This is a genomic window from Mesorhizobium sp. M7A.F.Ca.US.010.02.1.1 (assembly GCF_004023085.1).
Lineage (GTDB): Bacteria > Pseudomonadota > Alphaproteobacteria > Rhizobiales > Rhizobiaceae > Mesorhizobium.
This window is the reverse complement of the sequence record NZ_RZRV01000014.1, coordinates 41,508-66,358: the sequence shown is the minus strand read 5'-3', so window position 1 is coordinate 66,358 and position 24,851 is coordinate 41,508. Positions and strand designations below refer to the sequence as shown.

25 protein-coding genes are annotated in these 24,851 nt (G+C 63.2%); 15 read left to right on the top strand and 10 right to left on the bottom strand.

The window, feature by feature from the left end; all coding sequences use genetic code 11:
* Window positions 1–57: 57 nt before the first annotated feature.
* On the bottom strand, window positions 58–2,748 hold the full coding sequence (gene acnA / locus EOA19_RS17085; RefSeq protein ID WP_127273510.1) for an aconitate hydratase AcnA: 2,691 nt from the start codon (window positions 2,746–2,748) through the stop codon (window positions 58–60).
* A gap of 280 nt (window positions 2,749–3,028) precedes the next feature.
* Here acnA and ccmA point away from each other — a divergent pair, with 280 nt between their 5' ends.
* From ccmA to EOA19_RS17065, 4 genes are all read left to right on the top strand, one after another.
* Window positions 3,029–3,652 (top strand): heme ABC exporter ATP-binding protein CcmA, encoded by a 624-nt coding sequence (ccmA, locus tag EOA19_RS17080; RefSeq protein WP_128304275.1) that lies wholly within the window; start codon window positions 3,029–3,031, stop codon window positions 3,650–3,652.
* A gap of 25 nt (window positions 3,653–3,677) precedes the next feature.
* Window positions 3,678–4,343 (top strand): heme exporter protein CcmB, encoded by a 666-nt coding sequence (ccmB, locus tag EOA19_RS17075; RefSeq protein WP_023811301.1) that lies wholly within the window; start codon window positions 3,678–3,680, stop codon window positions 4,341–4,343.
* Between the two features lie 112 nt (window positions 4,344–4,455).
* Window positions 4,456–4,623, top strand: coding sequence for a heme exporter protein CcmD (gene ccmD, locus EOA19_RS17070; protein WP_013528831.1), 168 nt, complete (start codon window positions 4,456–4,458; stop codon window positions 4,621–4,623).
* Window positions 4,620–5,201: a DsbE family thiol:disulfide interchange protein gene (locus EOA19_RS17065; RefSeq protein ID WP_023811300.1), complete on the top strand. Its 582-nt coding sequence runs from the start codon at window positions 4,620–4,622 to the stop codon at window positions 5,199–5,201. The genes ccmD and EOA19_RS17065 overlap by 4 nt, the downstream gene beginning before the upstream one ends.
* A gap of 103 nt (window positions 5,202–5,304) precedes the next feature.
* Here the strand turns inward: EOA19_RS17065 and EOA19_RS17060 are convergent, their stop codons facing one another.
* Window positions 5,305–5,472, bottom strand: a complete 168-nt coding sequence (locus tag EOA19_RS17060; protein ID WP_013528833.1) for a hypothetical protein — start codon at window positions 5,470–5,472, stop codon at window positions 5,305–5,307.
* Between the two features lie 361 nt (window positions 5,473–5,833).
* On the opposite strand from EOA19_RS17060, the gene EOA19_RS17055 reads away from it, so the two are divergent.
* On the top strand, window positions 5,834–6,754 hold the full coding sequence (locus EOA19_RS17055) for an SMP-30/gluconolactonase/LRE family protein (RefSeq protein WP_128304274.1): 921 nt from the start codon (window positions 5,834–5,836) through the stop codon (window positions 6,752–6,754).
* Window positions 6,755–6,826: 72 nt separating this feature from the next.
* Complete coding sequence (locus EOA19_RS17050) at window positions 6,827–7,033, top strand: 4-oxalocrotonate tautomerase family protein (protein WP_128304273.1); 207 nt, start codon at window positions 6,827–6,829, stop codon at window positions 7,031–7,033.
* 276 nt (window positions 7,034–7,309) lie between these two features.
* Here EOA19_RS17050 and EOA19_RS17040 read toward each other — a convergent pair whose 3' ends face one another.
* The 8 genes from EOA19_RS17040 to EOA19_RS17005 all read right to left on the bottom strand — a co-directional run bounded on the left by EOA19_RS17040 (window position 7,310) and on the right by EOA19_RS17005 (window position 14,665).
* Window positions 7,310–7,840, bottom strand: a complete 531-nt coding sequence (locus EOA19_RS17040) for an NADPH-dependent FMN reductase (protein WP_128304272.1) — start codon at window positions 7,838–7,840, stop codon at window positions 7,310–7,312.
* Between the two features lie 39 nt (window positions 7,841–7,879).
* Window positions 7,880–8,500, bottom strand: a complete 621-nt coding sequence (locus EOA19_RS17035; protein WP_023811295.1) for a pyridoxamine 5'-phosphate oxidase family protein — start codon at window positions 8,498–8,500, stop codon at window positions 7,880–7,882.
* A gap of 51 nt (window positions 8,501–8,551) precedes the next feature.
* On the bottom strand, window positions 8,552–9,226 hold the full coding sequence (locus tag EOA19_RS17030; protein ID WP_023811294.1) for a septation protein A: 675 nt from the start codon (window positions 9,224–9,226) through the stop codon (window positions 8,552–8,554).
* Between the two features lie 61 nt (window positions 9,227–9,287).
* Window positions 9,288–11,099: a signal recognition particle-docking protein FtsY gene (gene ftsY / locus EOA19_RS17025; protein ID WP_128304271.1), complete on the bottom strand. Its 1,812-nt coding sequence runs from the start codon at window positions 11,097–11,099 to the stop codon at window positions 9,288–9,290.
* Window positions 11,100–11,111: 12 nt separating this feature from the next.
* A complete protein-coding gene (gene mtaB / locus EOA19_RS17020; RefSeq protein WP_128304270.1) occupies window positions 11,112–12,425 on the bottom strand; it encodes a tRNA (N(6)-L-threonylcarbamoyladenosine(37)-C(2))-methylthiotransferase MtaB in 1,314 nt (437 codons plus the stop codon).
* Window positions 12,425–13,309 (bottom strand): diaminopimelate epimerase, encoded by an 885-nt coding sequence (gene dapF / locus EOA19_RS17015; protein WP_023811291.1) that lies wholly within the window; start codon window positions 13,307–13,309, stop codon window positions 12,425–12,427. The genes mtaB and dapF overlap by 1 nt, the downstream gene beginning before the upstream one ends.
* A gap of 96 nt (window positions 13,310–13,405) precedes the next feature.
* The gene (locus EOA19_RS17010) at window positions 13,406–13,567 is read right to left on the bottom strand and encodes a DUF1328 family protein (protein WP_128304269.1); all 162 of its coding nucleotides are present in this window, start codon (window positions 13,565–13,567) and stop codon (window positions 13,406–13,408) included.
* Window positions 13,568–13,645: 78 nt separating this feature from the next.
* Complete coding sequence (locus tag EOA19_RS17005) at window positions 13,646–14,665, bottom strand: MBL fold metallo-hydrolase (RefSeq protein WP_128304268.1); 1,020 nt, start codon at window positions 14,663–14,665, stop codon at window positions 13,646–13,648.
* Between the two features lie 260 nt (window positions 14,666–14,925).
* Here EOA19_RS17005 and EOA19_RS17000 point away from each other — a divergent pair, with 260 nt between their 5' ends.
* The 9 genes from EOA19_RS17000 to EOA19_RS16955 all read left to right on the top strand — a co-directional run bounded on the left by EOA19_RS17000 (window position 14,926) and on the right by EOA19_RS16955 (window position 24,807).
* Window positions 14,926–15,465 carry a protease inhibitor Inh/omp19 family protein gene (locus tag EOA19_RS17000; RefSeq protein ID WP_023811288.1) on the top strand — a complete coding sequence of 180 codons (540 nt, stop codon included), beginning with the start codon at window positions 14,926–14,928 and terminating at the stop codon, window positions 15,463–15,465.
* Window positions 15,466–15,518: 53 nt separating this feature from the next.
* Window positions 15,519–16,721: a cell division protein ZapE gene (zapE, locus tag EOA19_RS16995; RefSeq protein WP_128304267.1), complete on the top strand. Its 1,203-nt coding sequence runs from the start codon at window positions 15,519–15,521 to the stop codon at window positions 16,719–16,721.
* A 746-nt stretch (window positions 16,722–17,467) separates the two neighbouring features.
* Complete coding sequence (mdh, locus tag EOA19_RS16985) at window positions 17,468–18,436, top strand: malate dehydrogenase (RefSeq protein ID WP_013528846.1); 969 nt, start codon at window positions 17,468–17,470, stop codon at window positions 18,434–18,436.
* Between the two features lie 43 nt (window positions 18,437–18,479).
* Window positions 18,480–19,673 (top strand): ADP-forming succinate--CoA ligase subunit beta, encoded by a 1,194-nt coding sequence (gene sucC, locus EOA19_RS16980; RefSeq protein ID WP_128304265.1) that lies wholly within the window; start codon window positions 18,480–18,482, stop codon window positions 19,671–19,673.
* 4 nt (window positions 19,674–19,677) lie between these two features.
* Window positions 19,678–20,049: a cupin domain-containing protein gene (locus tag EOA19_RS16975; protein ID WP_128304264.1), complete on the top strand. Its 372-nt coding sequence runs from the start codon at window positions 19,678–19,680 to the stop codon at window positions 20,047–20,049.
* Between the two features lie 64 nt (window positions 20,050–20,113).
* Complete coding sequence (locus EOA19_RS16970; RefSeq protein WP_023811284.1) at window positions 20,114–20,344, top strand: hypothetical protein; 231 nt, start codon at window positions 20,114–20,116, stop codon at window positions 20,342–20,344.
* On the top strand, window positions 20,334–20,753 hold the full coding sequence (locus tag EOA19_RS16965; RefSeq protein WP_127296323.1) for a PIN domain-containing protein: 420 nt from the start codon (window positions 20,334–20,336) through the stop codon (window positions 20,751–20,753). The genes EOA19_RS16970 and EOA19_RS16965 overlap by 11 nt, the downstream gene beginning before the upstream one ends.
* Window positions 20,754–20,767: 14 nt before the next feature.
* Entirely contained in the window at window positions 20,768–21,670 is a 903-nt protein-coding gene (sucD, locus tag EOA19_RS16960) for a succinate--CoA ligase subunit alpha (RefSeq protein ID WP_023811282.1), read from the top strand.
* A gap of 149 nt (window positions 21,671–21,819) precedes the next feature.
* The gene (locus EOA19_RS16955; protein ID WP_128304263.1) at window positions 21,820–24,807 is read left to right on the top strand and encodes a 2-oxoglutarate dehydrogenase E1 component; all 2,988 of its coding nucleotides are present in this window, start codon (window positions 21,820–21,822) and stop codon (window positions 24,805–24,807) included.
* Window positions 24,808–24,851 lie beyond the last annotated feature (44 nt).

Genomic DNA, 24,851 nt, shown 5'->3' with positions numbered 1-24,851 from the left:
TAGGGAATAGGGATTCCCTTCCCTACTCCCTTACTGCCCTACTCCCTTACTCCCGTACTAAGCAGCAAGATCGCGCAGCACGTATTGCAGGATGCCGCCGTTCTTGAAGTAATCGAGCTCATCCAGCGTATCGATGCGGCAGATGATCGGCACATTCTTCACCGTGCCGTCGCCATAGGTGACCTTGGCGATCATCGTCTGGCGCGGCTTGATGGTGCTCAAGCCGTCGATCTCGACCAGCTCGTCTCCCTTGAGGTTGAGCGATGCCCATGAGGTGCCTTCCTCGAAGACGAAGGGGATAACGCCCATGCCGACCAGGTTCGAGCGATGGATGCGCTCGAAGGACTGGGCGATGACCGCGCGGACACCAAGGAGATTGGTACCCTTGGCAGCCCAGTCGCGCGACGAGCCGTTGCCGTATTCGACGCCGGCGAAGACAACCAGCGGCACGCCTTCCCTTTTGTACTCCATCGCCGCGTCGTAGATCGATTCCTCTTCCTTCGACGGGTAGTGGATGGTGTAGCCGCCCTCGCGCCCGTTCTCGCCCAGCATGTGGTTGCGGATGCGGATGTTGGCGAAGGTGCCGCGCATCATCACCTCGTGATTGCCGCGCCGCGTGCCGTACTGGTTGAAGTCGGCGACGCCGACGCCGTGGTCGGTGAGGTATTTGCCGGCCGGCGAGGCCGCCTTGATCGATCCGGCCGGCGAAATGTGGTCGGTGGTGATCTTGTCGCCGAACAGGCCGAGCACGCGGGCGCCCTTGATGTCGCCGATCTTGCCGAAACCTGATGTCATGCCAGCGAAATAGGGCGGGTTCTGCACATAGGTCGAGTTGTCGTCCCAGGCATAGGTCTGGCCTTCCGGCGCCTTGACGTTCTGCCAGTACTCGTCGCCCTTGAAGACGTCGGCATATTTGCGGGCGAACAGCTCGCGGGTGACGTTCTTCTCGATGAACTCCTGGATCTCGGCCGAGCTCGGCCAGATATCCTTGAGGTAGACCGGCTCGCCGTTCTTGTCCTCGCCGAGCGGCTCGGTGGTCAGGTCCTTTGTGACGGTGCCGGCCAGCGCGTGCGCGACGACCAGCGGCGGCGAGGCCAGATAGTTCGCCTGCACGTCGGGCGAGACGCGGCCTTCGAAGTTGCGGTTGCCGGACAAGACCGCGGCAGCGATCAGGCCCTTGTCGTTGATGGTCTTCGAGATCGGCGCCGGCAGCGGGCCGGAATTGCCGATGCAGGTGGTGCAGCCGAAGCCGACCAGGTTGAAGCCGATCTGATCGAGTTCCTTCTGCAGGCCGGATTTCTCCAGATACTCGGCGACCACCTGGCTGCCCGGCGCCAGCGAGGTCTTCACCCATGGCTTCTGCTTCAAACCGAGGCGGTTGGCGTTGCGGGCCAGGAGGCCGGCGCCGATCAGCACACTCGGGTTCGAGGTGTTGGTGCACGAAGTGATGGCGGCGATGACGACGTCGCCATGACCGAGATCATGGTCGGTGCCTTCGACTGCGTAGCGTTTGGAGATTTCGGCGGCCTTCTTGTATTCGGTCTCCATCGCCTTGGCGAAACCTTCCGGAATGCCTTCCAGGGCGACGCGGCCCTCGGGCCGCTTGGGTCCGGCCATCGACGGCACGACGGAGCCAAGTTCCAGCTCGAGCAGATCGGTGAACACCGGATCGGTCGAGCCGGTCTCACGCCACATTCCTTGAGCCTTGGCATAAGCCTCGACCAGCGCGATGCGGTCCTCGCTGCGGCCGGACATTGTGAGGTAGCGGATGGTTTCCGAGTCGACCGGGAAGAAGCCGCAGGTGGCGCCATATTCGGGCGCCATGTTGCCGATGGTGGCGCGGTCGGCCAGCGTCATGTTGGAGAGGCCCGGCCCGAAGAACTCGACGAACTTGCCGACGACGCCCTTCTTACGCAGCATCTGGGTGACGGTGAGCACGAGGTCGGTGGCGGTGACGCCTTCTTTGAGCTTGCCGGTGAGGCGGAAGCCGATCACCTCAGGCAAAAGCATGGAGACGGGCTGGCCGAGCATGGCCGCCTCGGCCTCGATGCCGCCGACGCCCCAGCCGAGCACGCCAAGGCCGTTGATCATGGTGGTGTGCGAATCGGTGCCGACGCAGGTGTCGGGATAGGCTGTCGTTTCGCCGTCCTCGGTGTTGGTCCACACCACCTGGCCGAGATATTCGAGGTTGACCTGATGGCAGATACCGGTGCCGGGCGGCACGACGCGGAAGTTGCGGAACGCCTGTTGGCCCCATTTGAGGAATTTGTAGCGCTCCTCGTTGCGCTCATATTCCAGCTCGACATTGCGGGCGAAGGCCATCGGCGTGCCGAATTCGTCGACGATGACGGAATGGTCGATGACGAGGTCGACCGGCACCAGCGGGTTGATCTTCTGCGGATCGCCGCCGAGCGAAGCCATGGCGTCGCGCATCGCGGCAAGGTCGACCACGGCCGGAACGCCGGTGAAATCCTGCATCAGCACGCGGGCCGGGCGATAGGCGATCTCGACACCGGCGGTGCCCTTGTCGGTCAGCCAGCCGGCCACCGCCTGGATCGATTCCTTGGTGACGGAGCGGCCGTCTTCGTTGCGCAGCAGGTTTTCCAGCAGCACCTTCATCGAATAGGGCAGCTGCGAGATGCCGGTGAGGCCGTTCTTCTCGGCCTCGATGAGGTCGAAATAGGCATACTCCGCGCCGCCTGCGGTCAGCGTGCGGCGGCAATTGAAACTGTCGAGGGATTTTGACACGTGCGATCCTTGTCTGTTCAGCCTGAAAGGGAACGGACGCCGATGGCATGCAATCACGCGCAAAGGTGCGGGTACGGCCATTTCCGCTGTCCGTTCCCAAGCAACCCGAGCCGTTCAAGGCGGCGCGTGCGCTGGTTCGGCGCTAATTCTGTTCCCGTGCCGACCGCTGGCACGGATGCACCGCATATAGAGAATTTTCTGGAATAGTTCTAGACAGTTGGAAAGCAATTTTGTGCGATGCGGCAGCGGCCGCGACACATGGTTTCAGGGCAGGCGAGGAATGCGGCTGATCGCCGAAAATCTGGGCGGCGAGCGAGGCGGCGACGCGGTGTTTTCCGGCATCGGCTTTGCCCTGGAGGAGGGTCAGGCGCTCATCGTTACCGGGCCGAACGGATCGGGCAAGTCGACCTTGCTGCGGGTCATCGCCGCGCTGCTGCCGGTGGCGCAAGGCAGCGTGAGGATCAAGGGTGCCATGAAGATTGAAGACGGGGGCGAAGCGTTCCCGTCTGTTGCCTCGGCCTGTCACTACCTTGGCCACCAGAACGCAATGAAGCCGGCGCTCAGCGTGGCGGAGAATTTGCGCTTCTGGCGCGACTTCAACGGCGACGGACAGCTCGGCGTCGAAGAGGCGCTGGAAACGGTCGGGCTCGGTGGCATCGGCCACCTGCCGTTCGGCTATCTATCGACCGGGCAACGGCGCCGGGCGGCGATCGCGAAACTGCTGGTCAGCCACCGGCCATTGTGGCTGCTGGACGAGCCGACGGCGGGGCTGGACAAGGCTTCGGAGGCGCGGTTCGCGGGGTTGATGGCGAAGCATTGCACGGATGGCGGGATGATTGTCGCGGCGACGCACCTGCCGCTGGGGATCGAGGGGATGGAGTTGAGGATGGGGGAAACGGGTTGATGATGGCGCCCGAGCATCTCATACCATGCTAGCCCTCTTCCTGCGCGACATCCGCCTCAACATCCGTGCGGGCGGCGGGGCGCTGACCGGGGTCATCTTCTTCCTCGCCGTCATCGCCACCATCCCGTTCGGAGTCGGGCCGGACCTGAAGCTGCTGGCCCGCATTGGGCCGGCGATCCTGTGGATTGGCGCGCTGCTGTCCTGCCTGCTCGGTCTCGATCGGCTGTTCCAGGCCGACCGCGAGGACGGCTCGCTCGATCTGCTGGTGCTCGGCAATGATCGCCACATGCTGGCCTTGACGGTGCTGGTGAAATGCCTGGCGCATTGGGCGGGCAGCGTGCTGCCGCTGGTGGTCGCCGCGCCCGTGCTCGGGCTGTTCATGAACATGGAGCCGCTCGGCATCGGCGCCACGGCGCTGACGCTGCTGGTCGGCACGCCTGCTATCACCTTCATCGGCGCCGCCGGTGCGGCGGTGGCGGTGGCGCTGCCGCGTGGCGGGCTGCTGATCTCGGTGCTGGTGCTGCCGCTGACCATTCCGGTGCTGATCTTCGGCGTTTCGGCAAGCTATGGAGCGACCGCCAATCCCGATCCGTTTCTGCAGCCCTTCCTCATTCTTGCCGCGCTGACCCTGTTTCTTGGCGTGCTGGGTCCGGTCTCGGCGGCGCTGGCGCTGCGCCATGGCACGGATTGACGCGGCGTATGACTGCGGATTGCGAAGCCGACGGAGCGAGGCTAAGGGAAAGCATGTCTAGACTGGGCGACATGATCGGCTTGGAAGGCCGCACTTCAGCGGGGCCTGCCGCATGAGCGCGCATGCACTCTATGTGACCGCTGCCTATGGCATCACTGCCGTGGTGCTGGCCGGATTGATCGGCTGGATCCTGCTCGACCAGCGGGCGCGCAAGCGTGAGCTTGCCGAACTGGAGGCGTCCGGCGTGAGGCGTCGCTCCGACAAGGTCGCAAAGCCATGAGCATCGAAACAGAAACGCCGCCCCCGCGCACTCGTCGCCTGTTCGTGCTGTTGCCGCTGCTGATCTTCCTCGGCCTGGCCGGACTGTTCCTGTCGCAGCTGCTGTCGGGGCGCGATGTTTCGGAAGTGCCGTCGGCCCTGATCGGCCTGCCTGCGCCGCAAACCAGCCTGCCGGCGCTGGAGGGCTCAAACCTGCCGGGGCTCGATTCGAAAACCTTCGCCGGCAAGGTCACATTGGTCAACGTCTTCGCGTCGTGGTGCGCGCCATGCCGCGAAGAGCACCCGGTGCTTCTGGCGCTGTCGCAGGACAAGCGTTTCAGCATGGCGGCGCTGAACTACAAGGACCGGCCCGAAAACGCACGCCGGTTCCTCGGCGATCTCGGCAATCCGTTCCAGGCGATAGGGGTCGACGAAGCGGGCCGCGCGGCGATCGACTGGGGCGTCTATGGCGTGCCGGAAACCTTCGTCATCGGCAAGGACGGCAAGATCGCCTACAAGCATGTCGGCCCGCTGACGCCCGAGACGGCGAGGGATCTCTTGCTGCCACAGATCGACAAGGCGCTGGCGGCGTCGAACTGACGTCGCGACGCACCTATACGCGTAGCTGCATCATCCTTGGGTCTTCGCAACGCCACGCGTCGCTACGCCCAAGGATGGCGAACGTGATGAGGCGATCGAATACTCAGCCGTAGATCTGCTTGTGGATCTGGTAGAGCATCTCCGAGCGGTCGGCGCGCATGTCGGCCAGATCGCGGCTGGAAAAGCTGTCGATTTCGGCGACAAGGCGGTTGTAGTGCTTGCGCTTGGCAATGCTGTTGCGAGCGCGGGTCATGAGACTGTCGAGGATCATAGCAAGGTTCCTTTTTGGCGCCGCGTTTCGGCGGCGGTTTCTTCCTCCCTTGATCGATACGAAGCATGACATAGTAATGGTGCATTGCAAAAAGAAGATGTTGCAATGCACCATTGCGCTGGACGCATAGCCGGTTAATGCGGCGCTAAAGCGCGTCGCGTTGAACGGATTCAGGCGACGCGCTTTAGGTCTTTGTTTTATGCATGTCGTTCTCCCAAAACCGGGGCCACTTTTGGGCGACATGCATTAACGTCATGCGCAGAGCCGGCAAGCGATCTTTTGCATGACACTGTGCGTACCCACATTGCCTTCTGTCCCTCCGGCTGGCTTGATCCGGTGTCATTGATGCCGGGAGGAAAGCATGGCGGCCGCAGACTATTATGAAATTCTCGATCCGCGCTTCGCGCGCCTGTTCAACGGCAACGCGCAGGTCGAGAAGCTGTTCACCGGATGCCAGTGGGCGGAGGGGCCGGCCTGGTTCGCCGCCGGCCGCTATGTCGTCTGGTCCGATATCCCCAACAATCGCATGCTGCGCTATGACGAGACCGACGGCAATGTCAGCGTCTTCCGGCAACCGTCCGGCAATTCGAACGGCAACAGCGTCGACCGGGAGGGCCGGCTGATCACCTGCGAGCATTCGGGCCGCCGCGTCAGCCGCACCGAGTTCGACGGCTCGGTCACTACGATCGCGGCCAAATGGAAGGGCAAGCGGCTGAATTCGCCAAACGACGCGGTGGTGAAATCCGACGGTTCTATCTGGTTCACCGATCCGAGCTACGGCATCGATACGGATTATGAGGGCGACAGGGCCGAGAGCGAAATCGGCGCCTGTCATGTCTACCGGGTCGATCCCGGCACCGGCGAGGTCGAAGCCGTCATCACCGACATGGTCCGGCCCAACGGCCTGGCTTTCTCGCTCGACGAGAGCAAGCTTTATGTCGTCGATACCGGCCGCACGCATGGCGCGCAGAATCCGGCGCATATGCGGGTGTTCAATGTCGGCAAGGGTGGCAAGAAGGTTTCGGGCGAGAAAGTCTTCGCCGGCTGCACGGCCGGCCTGTTCGACGGCTTCAGGCTCGACGAGGACGGCCGCATCTGGACCAGTGCCGCCGACGGCATCCATTGCTACCATCCCGACGGCACGCTGATCGGCAAGGTCAAGGTACCGGAAGTCACCGCCAACTGCGTGTTCGGCGGCAACAAGCTGAATTGCCTCTACATCGCCGGCACCACGTCGCTCTACATGGTGCGGCTCATGGTCAACGGCGCCAAGACATACTGAGACTGGAGCACTGGCGGCCGTTCGAGGTTTCATCGAAGCGGGTCGCGAGCACGAACATCCCGGGAGGACAAAATGCCATTCGTCAACATCCGCATCGTCAAGGAAGTGATATCAGCCGATCCGGCGGGCAAGAAGGCGGACATCGCCAAAAAGGTCACGGCGGCCATCATGGACGCCACCGGCCTCGGCAATAACGATGTCTGGGTGGTTTTCGAGGAGGTCAATGCGCGTGATTGGTATGTTGGAAAGACGGATGTGGAGACGCTGCGAAAGGGTTGATTTCGAAGGCATGGCGAAGCCCCTTTCCTTCGTCATCCTAGGGCGAAGCAGTCGCGAAGCGACGTCGCGGAGACCCTAGGATCCATGCCGCGACTTTCGAGCAGGGCACAACGGTGCAATACTGTCTTTGGCGGTCCGTGTAGTATCCAACGTTAGGCTGCCCTTCTTGGACCGATGCATTCTCGGCAAAGGTCGCGGCATGGATCCTAGGGTCTGCGCCGCGTCGCTTCGCTCCTTGCTTCGCCCTAGGATGACGAATGCGTGGTGGGTCGGCACTCAACGGGCGCGGATAAAGTCCGCGAAAGCATTCAGCGCATCGCGCATCGCTTGCCGGTTCGCCGGCTCCGCCAGGATGCTCTCGACCTCCGGCGGCTTCTTGCCGAGCAGGGCAATCTCCAGCACATCGTCGCACAACGCGAACGACATGGTGCGCATGATCTCGGCCAGTGCGGCGCGGGCGAACAGCGAGCGCGGCGAGGCGTGTACCAGCATGGCGGGCTTGGCGACTGCGGCATCGCGCGAGACCAGCCAATCGAGGGCGTTCTTCAGCCCGCCCGGCACGCCATGGGCATATTCCGGACAGGAAACGATCAGGCCGTCGGCTCGGCTGACGGCATCGATCAGCTTGGAGGCTTCGAGCGGCGTCCGCTCGCCCTCATCATCGGGATTGAAGATGGGCAGACGGCCAAGCCCGTCATGGACGGTGACGCGGCAGCCGGACGGCGCTTCGCGGGCCAGTGCGGCGATCAGTGCCGAATTGGTGGAAGCCGCGCGCAGGCTGCCGGAAATGGCAAGGATGTTCAGCAAGGTGTGGAATCGGTCCAGACGCGAATCGCGTCCGGAAACCTACCACATCGTCTTCTTGTATTCCTCGTCGAGCCAGCGGTCGGTCGCCTCGGCGGAATCGGCAACCGCCAGCTGATCGCGCATGATCTGGCCGAGCGTCGGCAGCGTCGCACGGTCGTACCAGGTTTCCGGCTTCCACAGGTCCGAGCGCATGAAGGCTTTTGCGCAATGCATGTAGGCGGCCTTGACGCTGACCACGACGACGCTTTGCGGCTCCCTGCCGTCGACGGCGAGGCGTTCGCGCAAATTTGCGTCGACGGTGATGCGGGCATCGCCGTTGACGCGCAGCGTCTCGTTCATGCCGGGAATGAGGAAGAGCAGCCCGACAGAGGGATTGAGGAGAATGTTTTCCAACGTGTCGAGCCGGTTGTTGCCGGGCCGATCGGGAATGGCGATGGTGGTGTCGTCGAGAACGGTGGCAAAGCCCGGCTTGTCGCCCTTCGGCGTCACGTCGGCATTGCCGGCACCGTCGGACGAGCCGATCAGCACGAACGGGCTCTTGCCGATGAAGGAGCGGCAATGGCCGTCAAGTTTTTTCAGCTCCTTGCGGATAGAACCGTCGGTCGGCCGTGGCGTCTTGTAGATCGTCCTCAACTGGTCGCGCGTGGTGATGAATTCCATGTCCCTCTCCCCAGAACGGTTCATTGTTTCACGAACGCAGAACCGCTTTTTCTACTTTCCGGTTCTCTCTTCTTTGCCGGCCTTGTCCTCGAGTGAATGACGCAGGATCAGCGGCATCTGGCTGAAGGTGAACAGAAGCGTGATCGGCATGATGCCCCAGACCTTGAAAGTAACCCAGGCGTCGGTGGAAAAATTGCGCCACACCACCTCATTGACGATGGCCAGGAACAGGAAGAACAGGCCCCAGCGGAAGGTCAGTTTCCGCCAGCCTTCGGCGTCGAGGCTGAAGGCTGAATCGAAGACATAGCCAAGCAGCGACTTGCCGAAGTAGAGGCCGCCGAGCAGCACGCCGCCGAACAGCGTGTTGACGATGGTCGGCTTCATCTTGATGAAGATGTCGTCCTGCAGATAGAGCGTCAGCGCGCCGAAGATGAAGACGACGACGCCCGACACCATCGGCATGATCGGCAAGGTGCGGGTGAGCAGCCACGAGGCGATCAGGGCGATTGCCGTGGCGGCCATGAACAGCCCGGTGGCGACGAAGATCGGCCCGCCGAACTCGGCCAGAACCGGGAATTTCTGCACCAGCCATCCGCCGCGCGCATTGGCGAAGAAGAACACCATCAACGGACCCAGCTCCAGCACTAGCTTGAGCAGCGGATTGACGCCTTCCTTCTTCTGCTTCTGCGGGTCCGACGGATCGCGTTCGAGAATGGGTGGGTTCATGGAATCTCTTTCTTGCGCATGATCTGATCCAAAAAGTCTGCAACTTTTTGGGACATGCTTGTTAAGCTACTCCAGCGATCGCCCTGGCGAATTCGCTTGCCGAGAAAGGTTCGAGGTCGTCGACCTGTTCGCCGACGCCGATGAAATAGACCGGCAATTTGTGCTTTGCCGCGATCGCCACCAGAATACCGCCGCGCGCCGTGCCGTCCAGCTTGGTCATCACCAGGCCGTTGACGCCGGCGATATTGCGGAAGATCTCGACTTGGTTGAGCGCGTTCTGGCCGGTGGTGGCGTCGACCGTCTGCAGCACGGTGTGCGGTGCTTCCGGGTCGAGTTTGCCAAGCACGCGGACGATCTTTTCGAGCTCCGCCATCAGTTCGGTCTTGTTCTGCAGGCGGCCGGCGGTGTCGATGATCAGCACGTCGGAACCGGCCTCCTTGGCCTTCTCGAAGGCGTCATAGGCCAGTCCCGCGGCATCGGCGCCGATCTTTGAGGCGATCACAGGCGATTTCGTCCGCTCGCCCCAGATCTTCAGTTGCTCGATCGCGGCGGCGCGAAAGGTGTCGCCGGCGGCGAGCATCACCGACAGGCCACCATCGGTGAGCTTGGCGGCCAGCTTGCCGATAGTTGTGGTCTTGCCGGTGCCGTTGACACCGACCACCAGGATGACATGCGGCTTGTGTGAAAGGTCGAGCTCCAGCGGCATGGCGACATGGGCCAGCACTTTTTCCACCTCGGCCGCCATGATGGCGCGGACCTCGGTGTCGGAGACGTCCTTGCCGTAGCGGCTGGCGGCCAGCGCGTCGGTAACGCGCAAGGCCGTCTCCATGCCGAGATCGGCACGGATCAGCACATCCTCAAGGTCCTGCAAAGTCTCTTCGTCCAGCTTGCGCTTGGTGAAGACGCCGGCAATGTTGCCGGTGAGCTCCTTGGAGGAGCGGGCAAGCCCGTCCTTCATGCGCTGGAACCATGAGCGCCTCGGTGCCGGCTCCGGCGCCTTCTGTGGCTCGGCCTTCTGCTCGACCTTCTTGGTGACGGTCACCTTGCCGGGTGCGGCTTTTGGCTCCGGCGCGGGTTGTGGAAGAGACTGCGGCTCGGGCGCAATTTCCGCAATGACCGGCTGCGATTCGATCGGCGCCGGCTGGCGAATGGGAGGTGCGATTTCGGCAGGCGGGGCTTCGGGCGTCGGTGCTGAAACTTCTTCCTTCTCCCCGTCTTCAGACGGAGAGAAGGTGCCAGCAGGCGGATGAGGGGCGGCGCTGACCTCTGATAATGGCTGAGCAGGGGCCGGCCCCGGTGTCGGCACCTCGATCGGGGCTGGTGTCTCGGCCGGAACCTCGGCAGGCGTCGGCACTTCGACCGGTTCCGGTTCCGGCTGCTGTTCCGGGCGTGACGGGACGATCTCCGGCTCGGCCGGCGCGGGTGGCGGGACCTCCTGCGGCTGCGGTTCGGGAGCAGGCTCCGGAACGGCGGGAGGTGTTGGTATCTCCTCGGGCGCCGGCGGCTCGGCAGGCGTCTCGGGCGCGGGTTCTTCTTCCGGCTCGGGCTCCGGCAGGAGTTCCGGCTCGGAGGGAATAGTCGGCTCCGGTGCTGGCGGAATGGCCGGTGCCGGCTCGGGCACCGGCTTCTCGACAGGCGCCGATTCCGGCGCGGGGATCACTTCCGGCTCGACCGTCGTCGGCGTCGGCGCAGTTTCCGCCTCGCGCTCCAGCTCGTCACGCTTCAAGAACTCCGGAACGACCTGCTCGGCCGCCGGCTTCAGCGCCTCGAGCGCTTCCCATTTGATCGGCGGCAGCGGGGCGGTCTCGTCGACCCGCTCCTCGACCACCTCTTTCTTGCCGAACGAAAATATCTTCTTGAAAAAACCAGCCATGCTTTGCGTTTCTCAGGCCGCGCGGGCGGCGAGGGGCGCCGCGATCAGCCTGCTACCATCGTGGCCTGATATATCGGCCTCGACGATCTCACCCGGTGCGCCCGTGCCGATTGCGGCAAGCGTAAAACCCTCGGTGCGGCCAAGGCCGTCGCGCTCGATCAGGATCGACTGACGCGTACCGGTGAGCGACGACAGATGCCTGATATACGCAACTTCACCGGCGGCGCGCAGCCGGGCGGCGCGCTGCTTGACCAATTCGCGGCGGAGCTGGGGCATGCGCGCGGCAGGCGTGCCTTCGCGTGGGCTGAACGGGAAGACGTGGAGATGGGTCAGGCCACACTCCTCGACGATTTTTTCCGAGTTCTCGAACATTTCGTCGGTCTCGGTCGGGAAGCCGGCGATGATGTCGGCGCCGAAGACGATACCGGGGCGCAGCTTGCGCACATCCTCGCAGAAGCGGATCGACTGGTCGCGCAGATGCCGGCGCTTCATCCGCTTCAGGATCATGTCGTCGCCCGACTGCAGCGACAGATGCAGATGCGGCATCAGCCGCGGCTCGGTGGCGATGGCGTCGAGCAGATCGTCGTCGGCCTCGATCGAATCGATGGAGGACAGCCGCAGGCGCTTCACGTCCGGCACCTGTTTCAGGATTGTTTTCACCAGCCTGCCGAGCTTCGGCGCGCCCGGCAGATCGGCGCCGAATGATGTCATGTCGACGCCGGTCAGAACGATCTCGGCATAGCCGTTGCCGGCGAGCCGCTTGACCTGCTCGACCACGGCGCCCATCGGCACCGAGCGCGAATTGCCGCGGCCGTAGGGAATGATGCAGAAGGTGCAGCGGTGGTCGCAGCCATTCTGCACCTGGACGAAGGCGCGTGCCCGGCCCTCGATGGCGTCGACCATGTGGCCTGCGGTCTCACGCACCGAAAAGATATCGTTGACGCGTGCCTTTTCGGTGTCGTTGACGCCGAAATCCGGCAGTGCGCGATAGGAGTTGGCCTTCAGCTTCTCTTCATTGCCGAGCACGAGATCGACCTCGTCCATGGCGGCGAATTTTTCAGGCTCGGTCTGCGCGGCGCAGCCGGTGACGATGATGCGCGCCTGCGGGTTGTCGCGGCGCGCCTTGCGGATCGCCTGCTTGGCCTGGCGCACTGCTTCGCCTGTCACGGCGCAGGTGTTGAAGATCATGGCGCCACCTTCCAGCGCGCCCAGACCGGCACTTTCAGCCTCGCGCCGCATCACCTGCGATTCATAGGTGTTGAGCCGACAGCCGAAGGTGACGACATCGATGCCCTGGGACATCGGGCTCTTGGGCAGAGCGGACATCAGGCCGCGCTTTCGGTGTCGCGGGCCCATGTCCCGTTCGACGGGTCGAAGCTGCCGGAAAATTCCCATTCGGCGGCGCCCGTCAGGACCACGTGGTCATCGTCGCGCCATTCGACATGCAGCATGCCGCCGCCGGGGGTCAACAGACTGACGCTGCGGCCGGTCCGGTTGGTGCGGGCAGCGGCCACGACGGCGGCGCAGGCGGCCGAGCCGCAGGCCTTGGTCAGTCCGGCGCCGCGCTCCCAGGTGCGGATGATCATCGTTTCGGGCGAAGTAACCTGAGCGATGGTGATGTTGGCGCGCTCGGGGAACATCGGGTGGTTCTCGAGCAGCGGGCCGAAGCGGTCGAGCTCATAGGACCAGACGTCATTGTCGACCCAGAAGATGGCGTGCGGATTGCCCATCGAGACGACCGAGGGTGAATGCAGCACCGGCGCGTCGATCGGGCCGATCTGCAGCTCGATCATCCGGGTGTCGCGGAACTCCTCGGCCAGCGGGATATCCTGCCAGCCGAAGCGCGGCGTGCCCATATCGACCGAGATCGAACCGTCGGCGTGCTCGCGCGCGTTGAGGATACCGGCAACGGTTTCGAAGGTGAAGATCTTCTGGCCGGTCTCGGCGGCGAGCGCCTGGACGACGCAGCGCATGCCATTGCCGCAGGCCTGGGCGCTGGTTCCATCGGAATTCAAGATGTCGATGAAAAAGGCGGTGCCCGGCGTCCTGGCGTCATGGATCGCCATGATCTGGTCGAAGCTGGTCGCGGCATCGGCATTCAGCGCAATCGCCGCCGCCGCCGTCACCCGGTCGGCACGGCCACGCATATCGGCAACGATGATCTCATTGCCGATGCCGTTCATCTTGGCGAAAGGGGCAGTGCTGGCCATTGCTCCGAAAAATTCCGTGTCCGTTTGGCGCTATATGGCGGAAACGGGCAGGAATTACCAGTGCGCAGCCGCTTGGTCACGGCGAAAGCGCCGGACTTACGTGACGGCGAAAATGCCCAGCACCATCAGCAGGAAAATGATCAGAACGATGCCGATAAGGATGCGCGCACCGGTGGCGGCGGCACCTGCCAGCGCCGGCATGCCGAGCAGACTCGCCGCCGCGGCGACGATCAGGAGAATGACGATCCATTTGAGCATGGCAATGCCTCGCAAACCGGCAGATTTTTCAACCACATGAAAACGCGGTTGCCGCGTTGGGGTTCCGTCGAAACCGGATCAGGGCGCTATGTGCTCCGGCACATCCCAGACCTCACCCGGCCGCAAGGCGCGAAAGCGCTCGCGGGGGATGCCTTGATCGTCAAGCGCCTCGGTCAATTTGCGCGCCGGCTCGTCGATCGGCTCGTCGGTGAGCTGGAAAGTGCCCCAGTGGCAGCCGGCGGCATGGGCGGCATTGCACAGCGCCATGCCTTGCACCGCCTCCCAGGGGTTCTGGTGCTGCGGCGCCATGAACCAGCGCGGCTCATAGGCGCCGATCGGCAGGATGGCGAAGCGGAAACCGCCATGTTTCTCAGCCATCAGCCGGTAGTTGATGCCATCGTGGAAGCCGGTGTCGCCGGCGAAATAGAGCTTGCTGTCAGGCGTTTCGACGACGAAGCCGGCCCACAGCGCCATGCGCCGGTCGCGGGCGCCACGCGCCGACCAGTGATGCACCGGCTCGACATGGACGGCGGCGCCATTGCCGATCTCGACCCTGTCGCCCCAGTCATGCGCCGACAGTCGCATGCCGGGCACGGCGGCTTCGATGATGGCGTCGTTGCCGAGCGGAGTGAGCACCAGCGGGTCGTGGCCGGCCTTCAGCCGCTTCAACGTGGCGAGGTCGAGATGGTCATAGTGGTTGTGGCTGACCAGAACGAGGTCGATCGGCGGCAGGTCGGCAAAGGCGATGCCTGGCGCATTGATGCGTTTTGGTCCGGCGAAGGAAAGCGGCGACGCGCGCAGCGACCACACCGGATCGGTGAGGATGTTCAGACCGGCCGTCTGGACCAGCAAGGTGGAATGACCAACCATCGTCACTTCCAGCGCGGCGCCCTCGACCCTTGTCGCCGGTTTTGCCTGCGGAAGGGGGCTTGCATCGCTCGCCGGCCATTTCGAGCGCTGGCCATTCAACTGCCATTTCAGCAGGTCGGCGAAACGGCCGGGTGGCTGGCCGTCGGGATTGAAGAACAATGCGCCGTCGAAATGGTCGCTGGGCGGGCCGCTGTAATAGAGATTGGCGGCAGTTTTTCTCGCGGCCAATTTGCGGCTCCAGCAGGGTTTCGTTTTTCAGACATAGGCGCTAAGGCGGTTCGCGCAAGCGTCCACCGACGAAGTGTTGACCGGAATTCCCAAGCGACGCGCGACAAGCGGTCAGCCGTCGATTGCGATAAATTCGCGACAATTCTTGCTGCAAACTGTATTTTAACCATATCGGGTTGAAATTTCGCCACCTTCTCCATCTTGGTGGGGGTGAGATTGTGCGGACGGCTTCCCCCCAGCCGGATCCGACGGAGGTTGGAATGACTTTTTCGAAAACCGGTCTGGTGGCCGTATCGCTGGCGGCGCTCGTTGCGAGCGGCTGTTCGACCTCACGTTTTTCCTCGATGGATGACCAGCAGCCGGCACCGCTGGAGGCCGCGCCCGCCGGCAAGGTGACGGCGAACCAACTGCCGCCGCCGGCATCGCCCGGCACCACCGACCCTTCGCAATTCCCGACCGCTCCGGCGAACACGCAGGTCGCCGCGCTGCCTTCGGATGGTTCGGCGCCGGCCGGCGCTTCGGACGTGACCGCCGCCAGCGTCGCCGGTGTCTGGAACGCCAGCGTTGCGGGCCAGAGCTGCAAGGTGGCGACACCGCAGACCAAATTCGGCGCCGGCTTCCGCGCCGGTCCGCTGCATTGCCCGGCGCCGATGGACGGCATCAAGTCGTGGAACGTCGCCGGCAAGCAGCTGACGCTCTATGACGAGAGCGGCGGTGCGCTGGCGCGGCTCTATTCCTCGGGCGGCTCGAAATTCGATGGCCAGACTTCCAACGGCCAGCCGATTTCGCTTACGAGATAGTTTTTGTTTTACGCAATTCCGGTTCCCGGAATTGCTCCAGAACGACGTGACCGATGCATCTGCGTGACGGCCTTCAGACCCATGCGACCGTCAGGCAGCGCTACGACCATCTGGTGGAAACCGGTACGATCGACCGCGATCCGGCGCAGGAACGCATTATTGCGGCGCTCGACCGGCTGACCGATGAGATTTCGGCCAAGCGGCTGGCGCATAAGTCGAGCGCGCTGGGCTGGCTGTTCGCCCGCAAGCGCCAGACGCATGAGGCCGTCAAAGGCCTCTACATCCATGGCGGCGTCGGCCGCGGCAAGACCATGCTGATGGACATGTTCTTCGACTTGCTGCCGGTGCGGCGCAAGCGCCGCGTCCACTTCAACGACTTCATGGCCGACGTGCAGGACCGTATCCAGAAGCACCGGCAGGCGCGCAAGAATGGCGACGTCAGGGAAGACGATCCGATCCCGCCGGTGGCCAAGGCCCTTGCCGAGCAAGCCTGGGTGCTGTGCTTCGACGAGTTCTCGGTCACCGACATTGCCGACGCGATGATCCTGTCCAGGTTGTTTTCGGCGCTGTTTGCCAGCGGCGTGGTGCTGGTCGCCACCTCGAATGTGGCGCCGGAAAACCTCTACAGCGACGGGCTGAACCGCCAGCTTTTCCTGCCCTTCATCGGCATATTGGAGCGGCACACACAGGTGCTGGCGCTCGATGCCGACAAGGACTACCGGCTGGAAAAGCTCGCCCGGACACCGGTCTATGTGACGCCGGCCGACGCGGCGGCGGACCAGCTACTCGACGAGGCCTGGCAAGCCATGACGCGGGGCGCGCCGACCGCCGAGACGTCGCTGGCCCTCAAAGGGCGGCAGGTGATCGTGCCGCGTGCGGCGGGCGATGCGGCGCGGTTCTCCTTCGCCGATCTCTGCGAGAAGCCGCTTGGCGCGCGTGATTTCCTGGCGATCGCCGGGCGCTTCTCAACCATTTTCATCGACCACGTCCCGGTGCTCGGCGAAGGCAAGCGCAACGAGGCCAAGCGCTTCATCCTGCTGATCGACACGCTCTACGACCATCGTATGCGGCTGGTGGCGAGCGCCGAAGCGCCGCCGCAAGCACTTTATGCAGCCAAGCGCGGCGTCGAAGCCTTCGAGTTCGAGCGCACGGCATCGCGGCTGATCGAGATGCAAAGCCGCGACTGGCTGGAGGATTGGGCGGAGCGGCAGAAAGGAAAGCCGGCGGTGTCGGAAGCGTCGCAGGCGCAGGCCTAAAGAAAAGCGATTGGCAGCTTAGCGCCCCGCTCATTCCTGCTTCGTTGAAGATTGGCGAAATCGCGTGGCAATGGATCTCCCCCTCGAGGGGGCGATGGCCGGCAGGCCAGGGGGGTTGGTTCGACCGGGCGCGGCACAGATGGCGCCAGCGCGTCACGCGCGGCGACCCCCTCTGTCGCCTTCGGTGACATCTCCCCACTTGCGGGCAGGGCTATCGCACATGGATTCTTGCGAAGAAGAACCCCCACCCTAACCCCTCCCCACAAGGGGGAGGGAACGCTGCCGCGTGCCTTTAATTCTTCTTGGCGCCGAAAAGACAGGCGATGCTCCTGGGTCAGCGCCAACGGAAGTCTCCCTCCCCCTTGTGGGGAGGGGTTAGGAGTGGGGGTCCGTGCCGGGCAGACATCTCAGGAAATCCATATGCGATAGCCTGCCCTCAAGGGGGAGATTTGGCGACCGCCATCACAAGGGCGTCATCGCCTGCATCCAGCCTTACGATTTCCATCTTCGTCGGCTATTTCTTCCCAAGTCGGCTTACAAACTTTGACGTTTACGTAAATCCCAAATGATCTAACCGATTGAAAATACTGACACCAAAATAATCGTTTGAATTTTTTCCGTGCCGGGGCTATTGGGTGCGGCGAAAATTCGCGGTTCCCCGCAGCATTCCGGCCTCTTCTTCGACGCCGCCATCAAATCACCAGAGATTTGAGACGTCGTCACCGACAAAGGGAAAACATCCTCACATGGCACGCAACAAGATAGCGCTTATCGGCTCTGGCATGATCGGCGGCACGCTCGCTCACATGATCGGCCTCAAGGACCTCGGCGACGTGGTGCTGTTCGATATTGCCGAAGGTATCCCGCAGGGCAAGGGGCTCGATATCGCGCAGTCGTCGCCTGTCGATGGCTTCGACTCCAGGCTCACCGGCATCAACGACTATGCCGGCATCGAAGGGGCCGACGTCTGCATCGTCACCGCCGGCGTGCCGCGCAAGCCCGGCATGAGCCGCGACGACCTTTTGGGCATCAACCTCAAGGTCATGGAACAGGTCGGCGCCGGGCTGAAGAAGTACGCGCCGAAGGCCTTCGTCATCTGCATCACAAACCCGCTCGACGCCATGGTCTGGGCGCTGCAGAAGTTCTCAGGCCTGCCCAACAGCCATGTCGTCGGCATGGCCGGCGTGCTTGACAGCGCGCGCTTCCGCTATTTCCTGGCAGAGGAATTCAAGGTCTCGGTCGAGGACGTCACCGCCTTCGTGCTCGGCGGCCACGGCGATTCCATGGTGCCGATGATCCGCTATTCGACGGTATCGGGCATTCCGCTGCCCGACCTCATCAAGATGGGCTGGACCTCGAAGGAGAAGCTCGACCAGATCGTGCAGCGCACCCGCGACGGCGGCGCCGAGATCGTCGGCCTGCTCAAGACCGGTTCGGCCTATTACGCGCCGGCCGCTTCGGCGATCTCGATGGCCGAAGCCTATCTCAAGGACAAGAAGCGCGTGCTGCCCTGCGCGGCGTATCTCTCCGGCCAGTATGGCGTCAAGAACACCTATGTCGGCGTTCCCGTGGTGATCGGCGCCGGCGGCGTCGAGCGCATCATCGAGATCGAACTCAACAAGAGCGAGCAGAAGATGTTCGACTCCTCTGTGGCGACGGTGCAGGGCCTGACCGAGGCCTGCGTCAAGATCGCGCCGCAACTCGCCTCCAAATGAATCTCCAGCAAGTGAACCCCCAGTCGATCCGGAGACCATCCAGATGAACATCCATGAGTATCAGGGCAAGGCGCTGCTGAAGAGCTTTGGCGCGCCGGTGGCCGAAGGCGTGCCGGTGTTCAAGGCGAGCGAAGCGGAAGCCGCCGCCAAGGCGCTGCCGGGCCCGCTCTATGTGGTGAAGAGCCAGATCCATGCCGGCGGACGCGGCAAGGGCAAATTCAGCGAGCTCGGCCCGGACGCCAAGGGCGGCGTGCGGCTGGCGAAATCGGTGGCCGACGTCATCGCCAACGCCAACGAGATGCTGGGCAACACGCTGGTGACCAAGCAGACCGGTCCGGCCGGCAAGCAGGTCAACCGCCTCTACATCGAAGACGGCGCCGACATCGAGCGCGAGCTCTATCTGTCGATCCTGGTCGACCGTTCGGTCGGCCGCATCGCCTTCGTCGTCTCGACCGAGGGCGGCATGGACATCGAAGCGGTCGCCCATGACACGCCCGAAAAGATCATCACCGTCGCCATCGATCCGGAAAAAGGCGTCACGGCAGCCGACCTGAAGGCGCTCAACGGCGCGCTCAAGCTCGACGGCGATGCGGCCAAGGACGGCGATACGCTGTTCCCGATCCTCTACAAGGCCTTCGTCGAGAAGGACATGAGCCTGCTCGAGGTCAACCCGCTGATCGTCATGAAGAACGGCCGGCTGCGCGTGCTCGACGCGAAAGTGTCGTTCGACAACAACGCGCTGTTCCGCCACCCCGACGTGCTCGAACTGCGCGACACAACCGAAGAGGACGAAAAGGAAATCGAGGCGTCGAAATACGACCTCGCCTATGTCGCGCTCGACGGCAATATCGGCTGCATGGTCAACGGCGCCGGCCTCGCCATGGCGACGATGGACATCATCAAGCTCTATGGCGCCGAGCCGGCCAACTTCCTCGATGTCGGCGGTGGCGCGTCCAAGGAGAAGGTGACGGCGGCGTTCAAGATCATCACCAGGGATCCGGCGGTCAAGGGTATCCTGATCAACATCTTCGGCGGCATCATGAAGTGCGACATCATTGCCGAGGGCGTCATTGCCGCGGTCAAGGAAGTCGGGCTGGAAGTGCCGCTGGTGGTGCGCCTGGAAGGCACCAATGCCGAGCTCGGCAAGAAGATCATCAACGACAGCGGCCTCAACGTGGTGTCGGCCGATGATCTCGACGACGCAGCCAAGAAGATCGTGGCGGCGGTGAAGGGCTGAGCGGATGCCTCCGCGCAAGATAAACCTCGTCGAGGCGGCCGATCGGACCATCAGCAAGGTTTTCGATCCGCTCGTCGCCGGCGACGTCAACGACAGCCAGGCGAAGGTCGCCAAGTTCGGCGAGATGTTCGACTGGCATGCGCATGACAATGAGGACGAAGCCTTCCTCGTGCTGCGCGGGCGTATCGCCATCGATTTCCGCGACGGTCCGGTCGAGCTCGGCGAGGGCGATTTCATCGTCGTGCCGCGCGGTGTCGAGCACCGGCCGCGTTCGCTGACCGCGGAACCCGTGGTGCTGATGTTCGAGCCGGCAACGACGCTCAACACCGGCAATGCCAAAAGCGACCTCACCGTCGCCGACCTGAAGCGGCTGTAACGAACTTGCGACTGCCACACAGTTACACATATACTGTGTGAAGCAGGCGCAGGAGAAAAGAGAAATGAAGAACATCACTCTGGCAGTCGAAGACGAGGTCTTGGAGCAGGTCAAGCTGACAGCCGCCGAACAGCGAACGACCGTCAACGCCATGGTGCGGGAGTTTTTCTCGGCAGTGGCCGCCAAGCGGTACGCCAAGGACGAGGCACGGCAGGCCCTTCTGCGGCTCGCCCGCGAGGCGGCAGGCGACATGGGTGGCAAGAAATGGAACCGGGAAGCTCTCTATGATCGCTGACTGCTTCCTCGACACGAACATCCTCGTCTATGCCGCCATCGGACACAAGGCCGAGCGCGCGAAGTATGAGCGCGCCGTGGAGTTGATCGCCAAGGAAGACTATTCGACCTCCGCACAGGTGCTGCAGGAGTTCTATGTCAACGTGACCAAGCGAGCTGAGGTCACACTGGCGCCGGCGAAGGCGGCCGAATGGGTCGCCGCGATCTCCATGAAGCCCTGCCAGGATCTGGATAGCGCCGTTGTAATGCGGGGCATCGCGAACGCGCAACGCTACCAGATTTCATATTGGGATGGCGCCATCATCGCCGCCGCCGAGCGCCTTGGCGTCAAGATACTCTACACCGAAGACCTCAACCACGGGCAGTCTTATGGCTCCGTGGTCGCCATGAACCCCTTCCGCAATCACTGATCAGGTCGCAAAAAATGTCCATTCTCGTCGACAAGAACACCAAGGTGCTGGTGCAGGGCCTGACCGGCAAGACCGGCACGTTCCACACCGAACAGGCGCTGGCTTATCACGGCACGAAAATGGTCGGCGGCATCCACCCGAAGAAGGGTGGCGAGACGTGGACCGGCGCGAAGGGCGAGAGCCTGCCGATCTTCGCCACCGTCGCCGAGGGCAAGGAAAAGACCGGCGCCAACGCCTCCGTCGTCTATGTGCCGCCGGCGGGTGCCGCCGAGGCCATCCTGGAAGCGATTGAGGCCGAGATCCCGCTGATCATCTGCATCACCGAAGGTATCCCGGTGATGGACATGATCAAGGTCAAGGCGCGGCTCGACCGCTCGACGTCGCGGCTGATCGGGCCGAACTGCCCGGGCGTGCTGACGCCCAACGAATGCAAGATCGGCATCATGCCCGGAAACATCTTCCGCAAGGGCTCGGTCGGCGTTGTTTCGCGGTCGGGAACGCTTACCTATGAGGCAGTGTTCCAGACCACCAATGTCGGCCTCGGCCAGACCACCGCCGTTGGCATTGGCGGCGACCCCGTCAAGGGCACCGAATTCATCGACGTGCTCGAAATGTTCCTCGCCGATGACGAGACCAAGTCGATCATCATGATCGGCGAGATCGGCGGTTCCGCCGAGGAAGACGCCGCGCAGTTCCTCAAGGACGAAGCCAAGCGTGGCCGAAGCAAGCCGATGGCCGGTTTCATCGCCGGGCGCACGGCGCCGGCCGGCCGCACCATGGGCCATGCGGGCGCGGTCATCTCCGGCGGCAAGGGCGGCGCGGAAGACAAGATCGCGGCGATGGAATCGGCTGGGATAAAAGTATCGCCCTCGCCGGCGCGGCTAGGCACGACGCTGGTCGAGGCGATCAAGGGTTAAGGCAGTAAGGGAGTAGGGCAGTATGGCAGTAGGGGAATAGGAAGAACGGGACGAGCGGCGGCAACCGCCTGCTTTCCCTACTGCCTTACTCCCCTACTGCCCTACTCCCCTCCAAAAACAGGAGACGGAGCCAGGCTCCGCGGACAAAAATGGCAAGACAAGATCAGGCCAACGACCAATTTTCGCTCACCTCATTCCTCTATGGCGGCAACGCCGATTACATCGACGCGCTCTACGCCGCCTATGAGGACGATCCAGCTTCGGTCAATCCCGAATGGCAGGAGTTCTTCGCCGGGCTGAAGGACGATTCCGGCGATGTGCGCAGGAACGCCAAGGGCGCCTCATGGGCCAAGCCCTCCTGGCCGCTGCAGGCGAATGGCGAACTGGTGTCGGCGCTCGACGGCAATTGGGGCATCGTCGAGAAGACGATCGAAAAGAAGGTCAAGGACAAGGCGGTCACCAACGGCGTCGTCCTGTCCGATGCCGACGTGCACCAGGCGACGCGCGATTCGGTGCGCGCCATCATGATGATCCGCGCCTACCGCATGCGCGGCCATCTGCACGCCAATCTCGATCCGCTCGGCATCGCCAAGCCGCTCGAGGATTACAACGAGCTGTCGCCGGAGAACTATGGCTTCACCGAAGCCGACTATGACCGGCCGATCTTCCTCGACAATGTGCTCGGGCTTGAATTCGGCACCATCCGGCAGATGCTGGAAATCCTGACCCGAACCTATTGCTCGACGCTCGGCGTCGAGTTCATGCATATTTCGGACCCCGAGGAAAAGGCCTGGATCCAGGCCCGCATCGAGGGCGCCGACAAGGAGATCACCTTCACCGCCACCGGCAAGAAGGCGATCCTGCAGAAGCTGGTCGAGGCCGAAGGCTTCGAGCAGTTCATCGACGTCAAGTACAAGGGCACCAAGCGCTTCGGCCTCGATGGCAGTGAAGCGCTGATCCCGGCGCTGGAGCAGATCGTCAAGCGCGGCGGCCAGCTCGGCATGAAGGAGATCGTGCTCGGCATGGCGCATCGCGGCCGGCTGAACGTGCTCTCCCAGGTGATGGCCAAGCCGCACCGCGCCATCTTCCACGAGTTCAAGGGCGGCTCGGCCGCACCCGACGAGGTCGAGGGCTCGGGCGACGTCAAGTACCATCTCGGCGCCTCGTCGGACCGCGAGTTCGACGGCAACAAGGTGCATCTGTCCCTGACTGCCAATCCCTCGCATCTGGAAATCGTCGATCCGGTGGTGATGGGCAAGGCGCGCGCCAAGCAGGATTACCTGTTCGGCCGCAGCCGCGAGGAGATCGTGCCGCTGGAAGAGCGCGCCAAGGTGCTGCCGCTCTTGCTGCATGGCGATGCCGCCTTCGCCGGTCAGGGCGTGATCGCCGAGATCCTCGGCCTGTCCGGCCTGCGCGGCCACCGCGTCGCCGGCACGCTGCACTTCATCATCAACAACCAGATCGGTTTCACCACCAACCCGCGCTTCTCGCGCTCGTCGCCCTATCCATCAGACGTGGCCAAGATGATCGAGGCGCCGATCTTCCACGTCAATGGCGACGACCCGGAAGCCGTGGTGCACGCCACCAAGGTGGCGATCGAATTCCGCATGAAGTTCTTCAAGCCTGTTGTGGTCGATATGTTCTGCTATCGCCGCTTCGGCCACAATGAGGGCGACGAGCCGGCCTTCACCCAGCCGATCATGTATCGTAACATCCGCACCCACAAGACGACGGTCCAGATCTATGGCGACCGGCTGATCGCCGAGGGCCATATTAGCCAGGCCGAGCTCGACCAGCTCAAGGCCGACTGGCGGGCGCATCTGGAATCGGAATGGGAAGTCGGCCAGCACTACAAGCCCAACAAGGCCGATTGGCTGGACGGCGCCTGGTCGGGCCTGCGCACCGCCGACAACCAGGACGAACAGCGGCGCGGCAAGACCGCCGTGCCGGTGAAGACGCTGAAGGAAATCGGCAAGAAGCTGACCGAGGTGCCGAAGGATTTCGAGGCGCACAAGACGATCATCCGCTTCCTCGAAAACCGACGTCAGGCGATCGAGTCGGGCGAAGGCATCGACTGGTCGACGGCCGAGGCGCTGGCCTTCGGCGCCATCCTGCTCGACGGCAATCCAATCCGCCTGTCGGGGCAGGATTCCGAACGCGGCACCTTCTCGCAGCGCCATTCCGTGCTCTACGACCAGCGCGACGAGACCCGCTACATCCCGCTCAACAATCTGTCGGCGGCTCAAGCCGGCTACGAAGTCATCAACTCGATGCTGTCGGAAGAGGCGGTGCTGGGCTTCGAATATGGCTACAGCCTGGCCGAGCCGAAGGCGCTGACCTTGTGGGAAGCGCAGTTCGGCGACTTCGCCAACGGTGCCCAGGTGGTGTTCGACCAGTTCATCTCCAGCGGAGAGCGCAAGTGGCTCAGAATGTCGGGCCTCGTCTGCCTGTTGCCGCATGGCTATGAAGGCCAGGGTCCGGAACACTCTTCGGCCCGGCTCGAACGCTTCCTGCAGCTTTGCGCCGAAGACAACATGCAAGTGGCCAACTGCACGACGCCGGCCAACTACTTCCACATATTGCGCCGGCAGCTGAAGCGCGACTTCCGCAAGCCGCTGATCCTGATGACGCCGAAGTCGCTGCTGCGCCATAAGCGGGCAGTGTCGACGCTGCCGGAAATTTCGGGCGAAAGCTCGTTCCACCGGCTTTTGTGGGACGATGCGCAGCTGCTTTCCGGCCAGGCGATCAAGCTGGTCAAGGATTCAAAGATCCGCCGCGTCGTGCTGTGTTCGGGCAAGGTCTATTACGACCTCTATGAGGAGCGCGAGAAGCGCGGCATCAACGACATCTATCTGCTGCGCGTCGAGCAGCTTTATCCGTTCCCGGCCAAGGCGCTGATCACCGAACTGTCGCGGTTCCGAAATGCCGAGATGGTGTGGTGCCAGGAGGAGCCCAAGAACATGGGCGCCTGGTCGTTCATCGACCCGTATCTGGAATGGGTGCTGGCGCATATCGACGCCAAGCATCAGCGGGTGCGCTACACCGGCCGTCCGGCCGCCGCCTCGCCGGCGACCGGACTGATGTCGAAGCATCTCGCCCAGCTCGCCGCCTTGCTCGAAGACGCGCTTGGTGAATAGAGAATATCTGGGCGAACAACAGAACCGAAAGAAAACGGACAGGC

Excerpts from the sequence above, each read along its gene's own strand:
- ccmA (WP_128304275.1), top strand. The coding sequence starts at position 3,029 with ATGCGGCTGATCGCCGAAAATCTGGGCGGCGAGCGAGGCGGCGACGCG.
- ccmB (WP_023811301.1), top strand. The coding sequence starts at position 3,678 with ATGCTAGCCCTCTTCCTGCGCGACATCCGCCTCAACATCCGTGCGGGC.
- ccmD (WP_013528831.1), top strand. The coding sequence starts at position 4,456 with ATGAGCGCGCATGCACTCTATGTGACCGCTGCCTATGGCATCACTGCC.
- EOA19_RS17065 (WP_023811300.1), top strand. The coding sequence starts at position 4,620 with ATGAGCATCGAAACAGAAACGCCGCCCCCGCGCACTCGTCGCCTGTTC.
- EOA19_RS17060 (WP_013528833.1), bottom strand. The coding sequence starts at position 5,472 with ATGATCCTCGACAGTCTCATGACCCGCGCTCGCAACAGCATTGCCAAG.
- EOA19_RS17055 (WP_128304274.1), top strand. The coding sequence starts at position 5,834 with ATGGCGGCCGCAGACTATTATGAAATTCTCGATCCGCGCTTCGCGCGC.
- EOA19_RS17050 (WP_128304273.1), top strand. The coding sequence starts at position 6,827 with ATGCCATTCGTCAACATCCGCATCGTCAAGGAAGTGATATCAGCCGAT.
- EOA19_RS17035 (WP_023811295.1), bottom strand. The coding sequence starts at position 8,500 with ATGGAATTCATCACCACGCGCGACCAGTTGAGGACGATCTACAAGACG.
- EOA19_RS17030 (WP_023811294.1), bottom strand. The coding sequence starts at position 9,226 with ATGAACCCACCCATTCTCGAACGCGATCCGTCGGACCCGCAGAAGCAG.
- ftsY (WP_128304271.1), bottom strand. The coding sequence starts at position 11,099 with ATGGCTGGTTTTTTCAAGAAGATATTTTCGTTCGGCAAGAAAGAGGTG.
- mtaB (WP_128304270.1), bottom strand. The coding sequence starts at position 12,425 with ATGTCCGCTCTGCCCAAGAGCCCGATGTCCCAGGGCATCGATGTCGTC.
- dapF (WP_023811291.1), bottom strand. The coding sequence starts at position 13,309 with ATGGCCAGCACTGCCCCTTTCGCCAAGATGAACGGCATCGGCAATGAG.
- EOA19_RS17010 (WP_128304269.1), bottom strand. The coding sequence starts at position 13,567 with ATGCTCAAATGGATCGTCATTCTCCTGATCGTCGCCGCGGCGGCGAGT.
- EOA19_RS17000 (WP_023811288.1), top strand. The coding sequence starts at position 14,926 with ATGACTTTTTCGAAAACCGGTCTGGTGGCCGTATCGCTGGCGGCGCTC.
- zapE (WP_128304267.1), top strand. The coding sequence starts at position 15,519 with ATGCATCTGCGTGACGGCCTTCAGACCCATGCGACCGTCAGGCAGCGC.
- mdh (WP_013528846.1), top strand. The coding sequence starts at position 17,468 with ATGGCACGCAACAAGATAGCGCTTATCGGCTCTGGCATGATCGGCGGC.
- sucC (WP_128304265.1), top strand. The coding sequence starts at position 18,480 with ATGAACATCCATGAGTATCAGGGCAAGGCGCTGCTGAAGAGCTTTGGC.
- EOA19_RS16975 (WP_128304264.1), top strand. The coding sequence starts at position 19,678 with ATGCCTCCGCGCAAGATAAACCTCGTCGAGGCGGCCGATCGGACCATC.
- EOA19_RS16970 (WP_023811284.1), top strand. The coding sequence starts at position 20,114 with ATGAAGAACATCACTCTGGCAGTCGAAGACGAGGTCTTGGAGCAGGTC.
- EOA19_RS16965 (WP_127296323.1), top strand. The coding sequence starts at position 20,334 with ATGATCGCTGACTGCTTCCTCGACACGAACATCCTCGTCTATGCCGCC.
- sucD (WP_023811282.1), top strand. The coding sequence starts at position 20,768 with ATGTCCATTCTCGTCGACAAGAACACCAAGGTGCTGGTGCAGGGCCTG.
- EOA19_RS16955 (WP_128304263.1), top strand. The coding sequence starts at position 21,820 with ATGGCAAGACAAGATCAGGCCAACGACCAATTTTCGCTCACCTCATTC.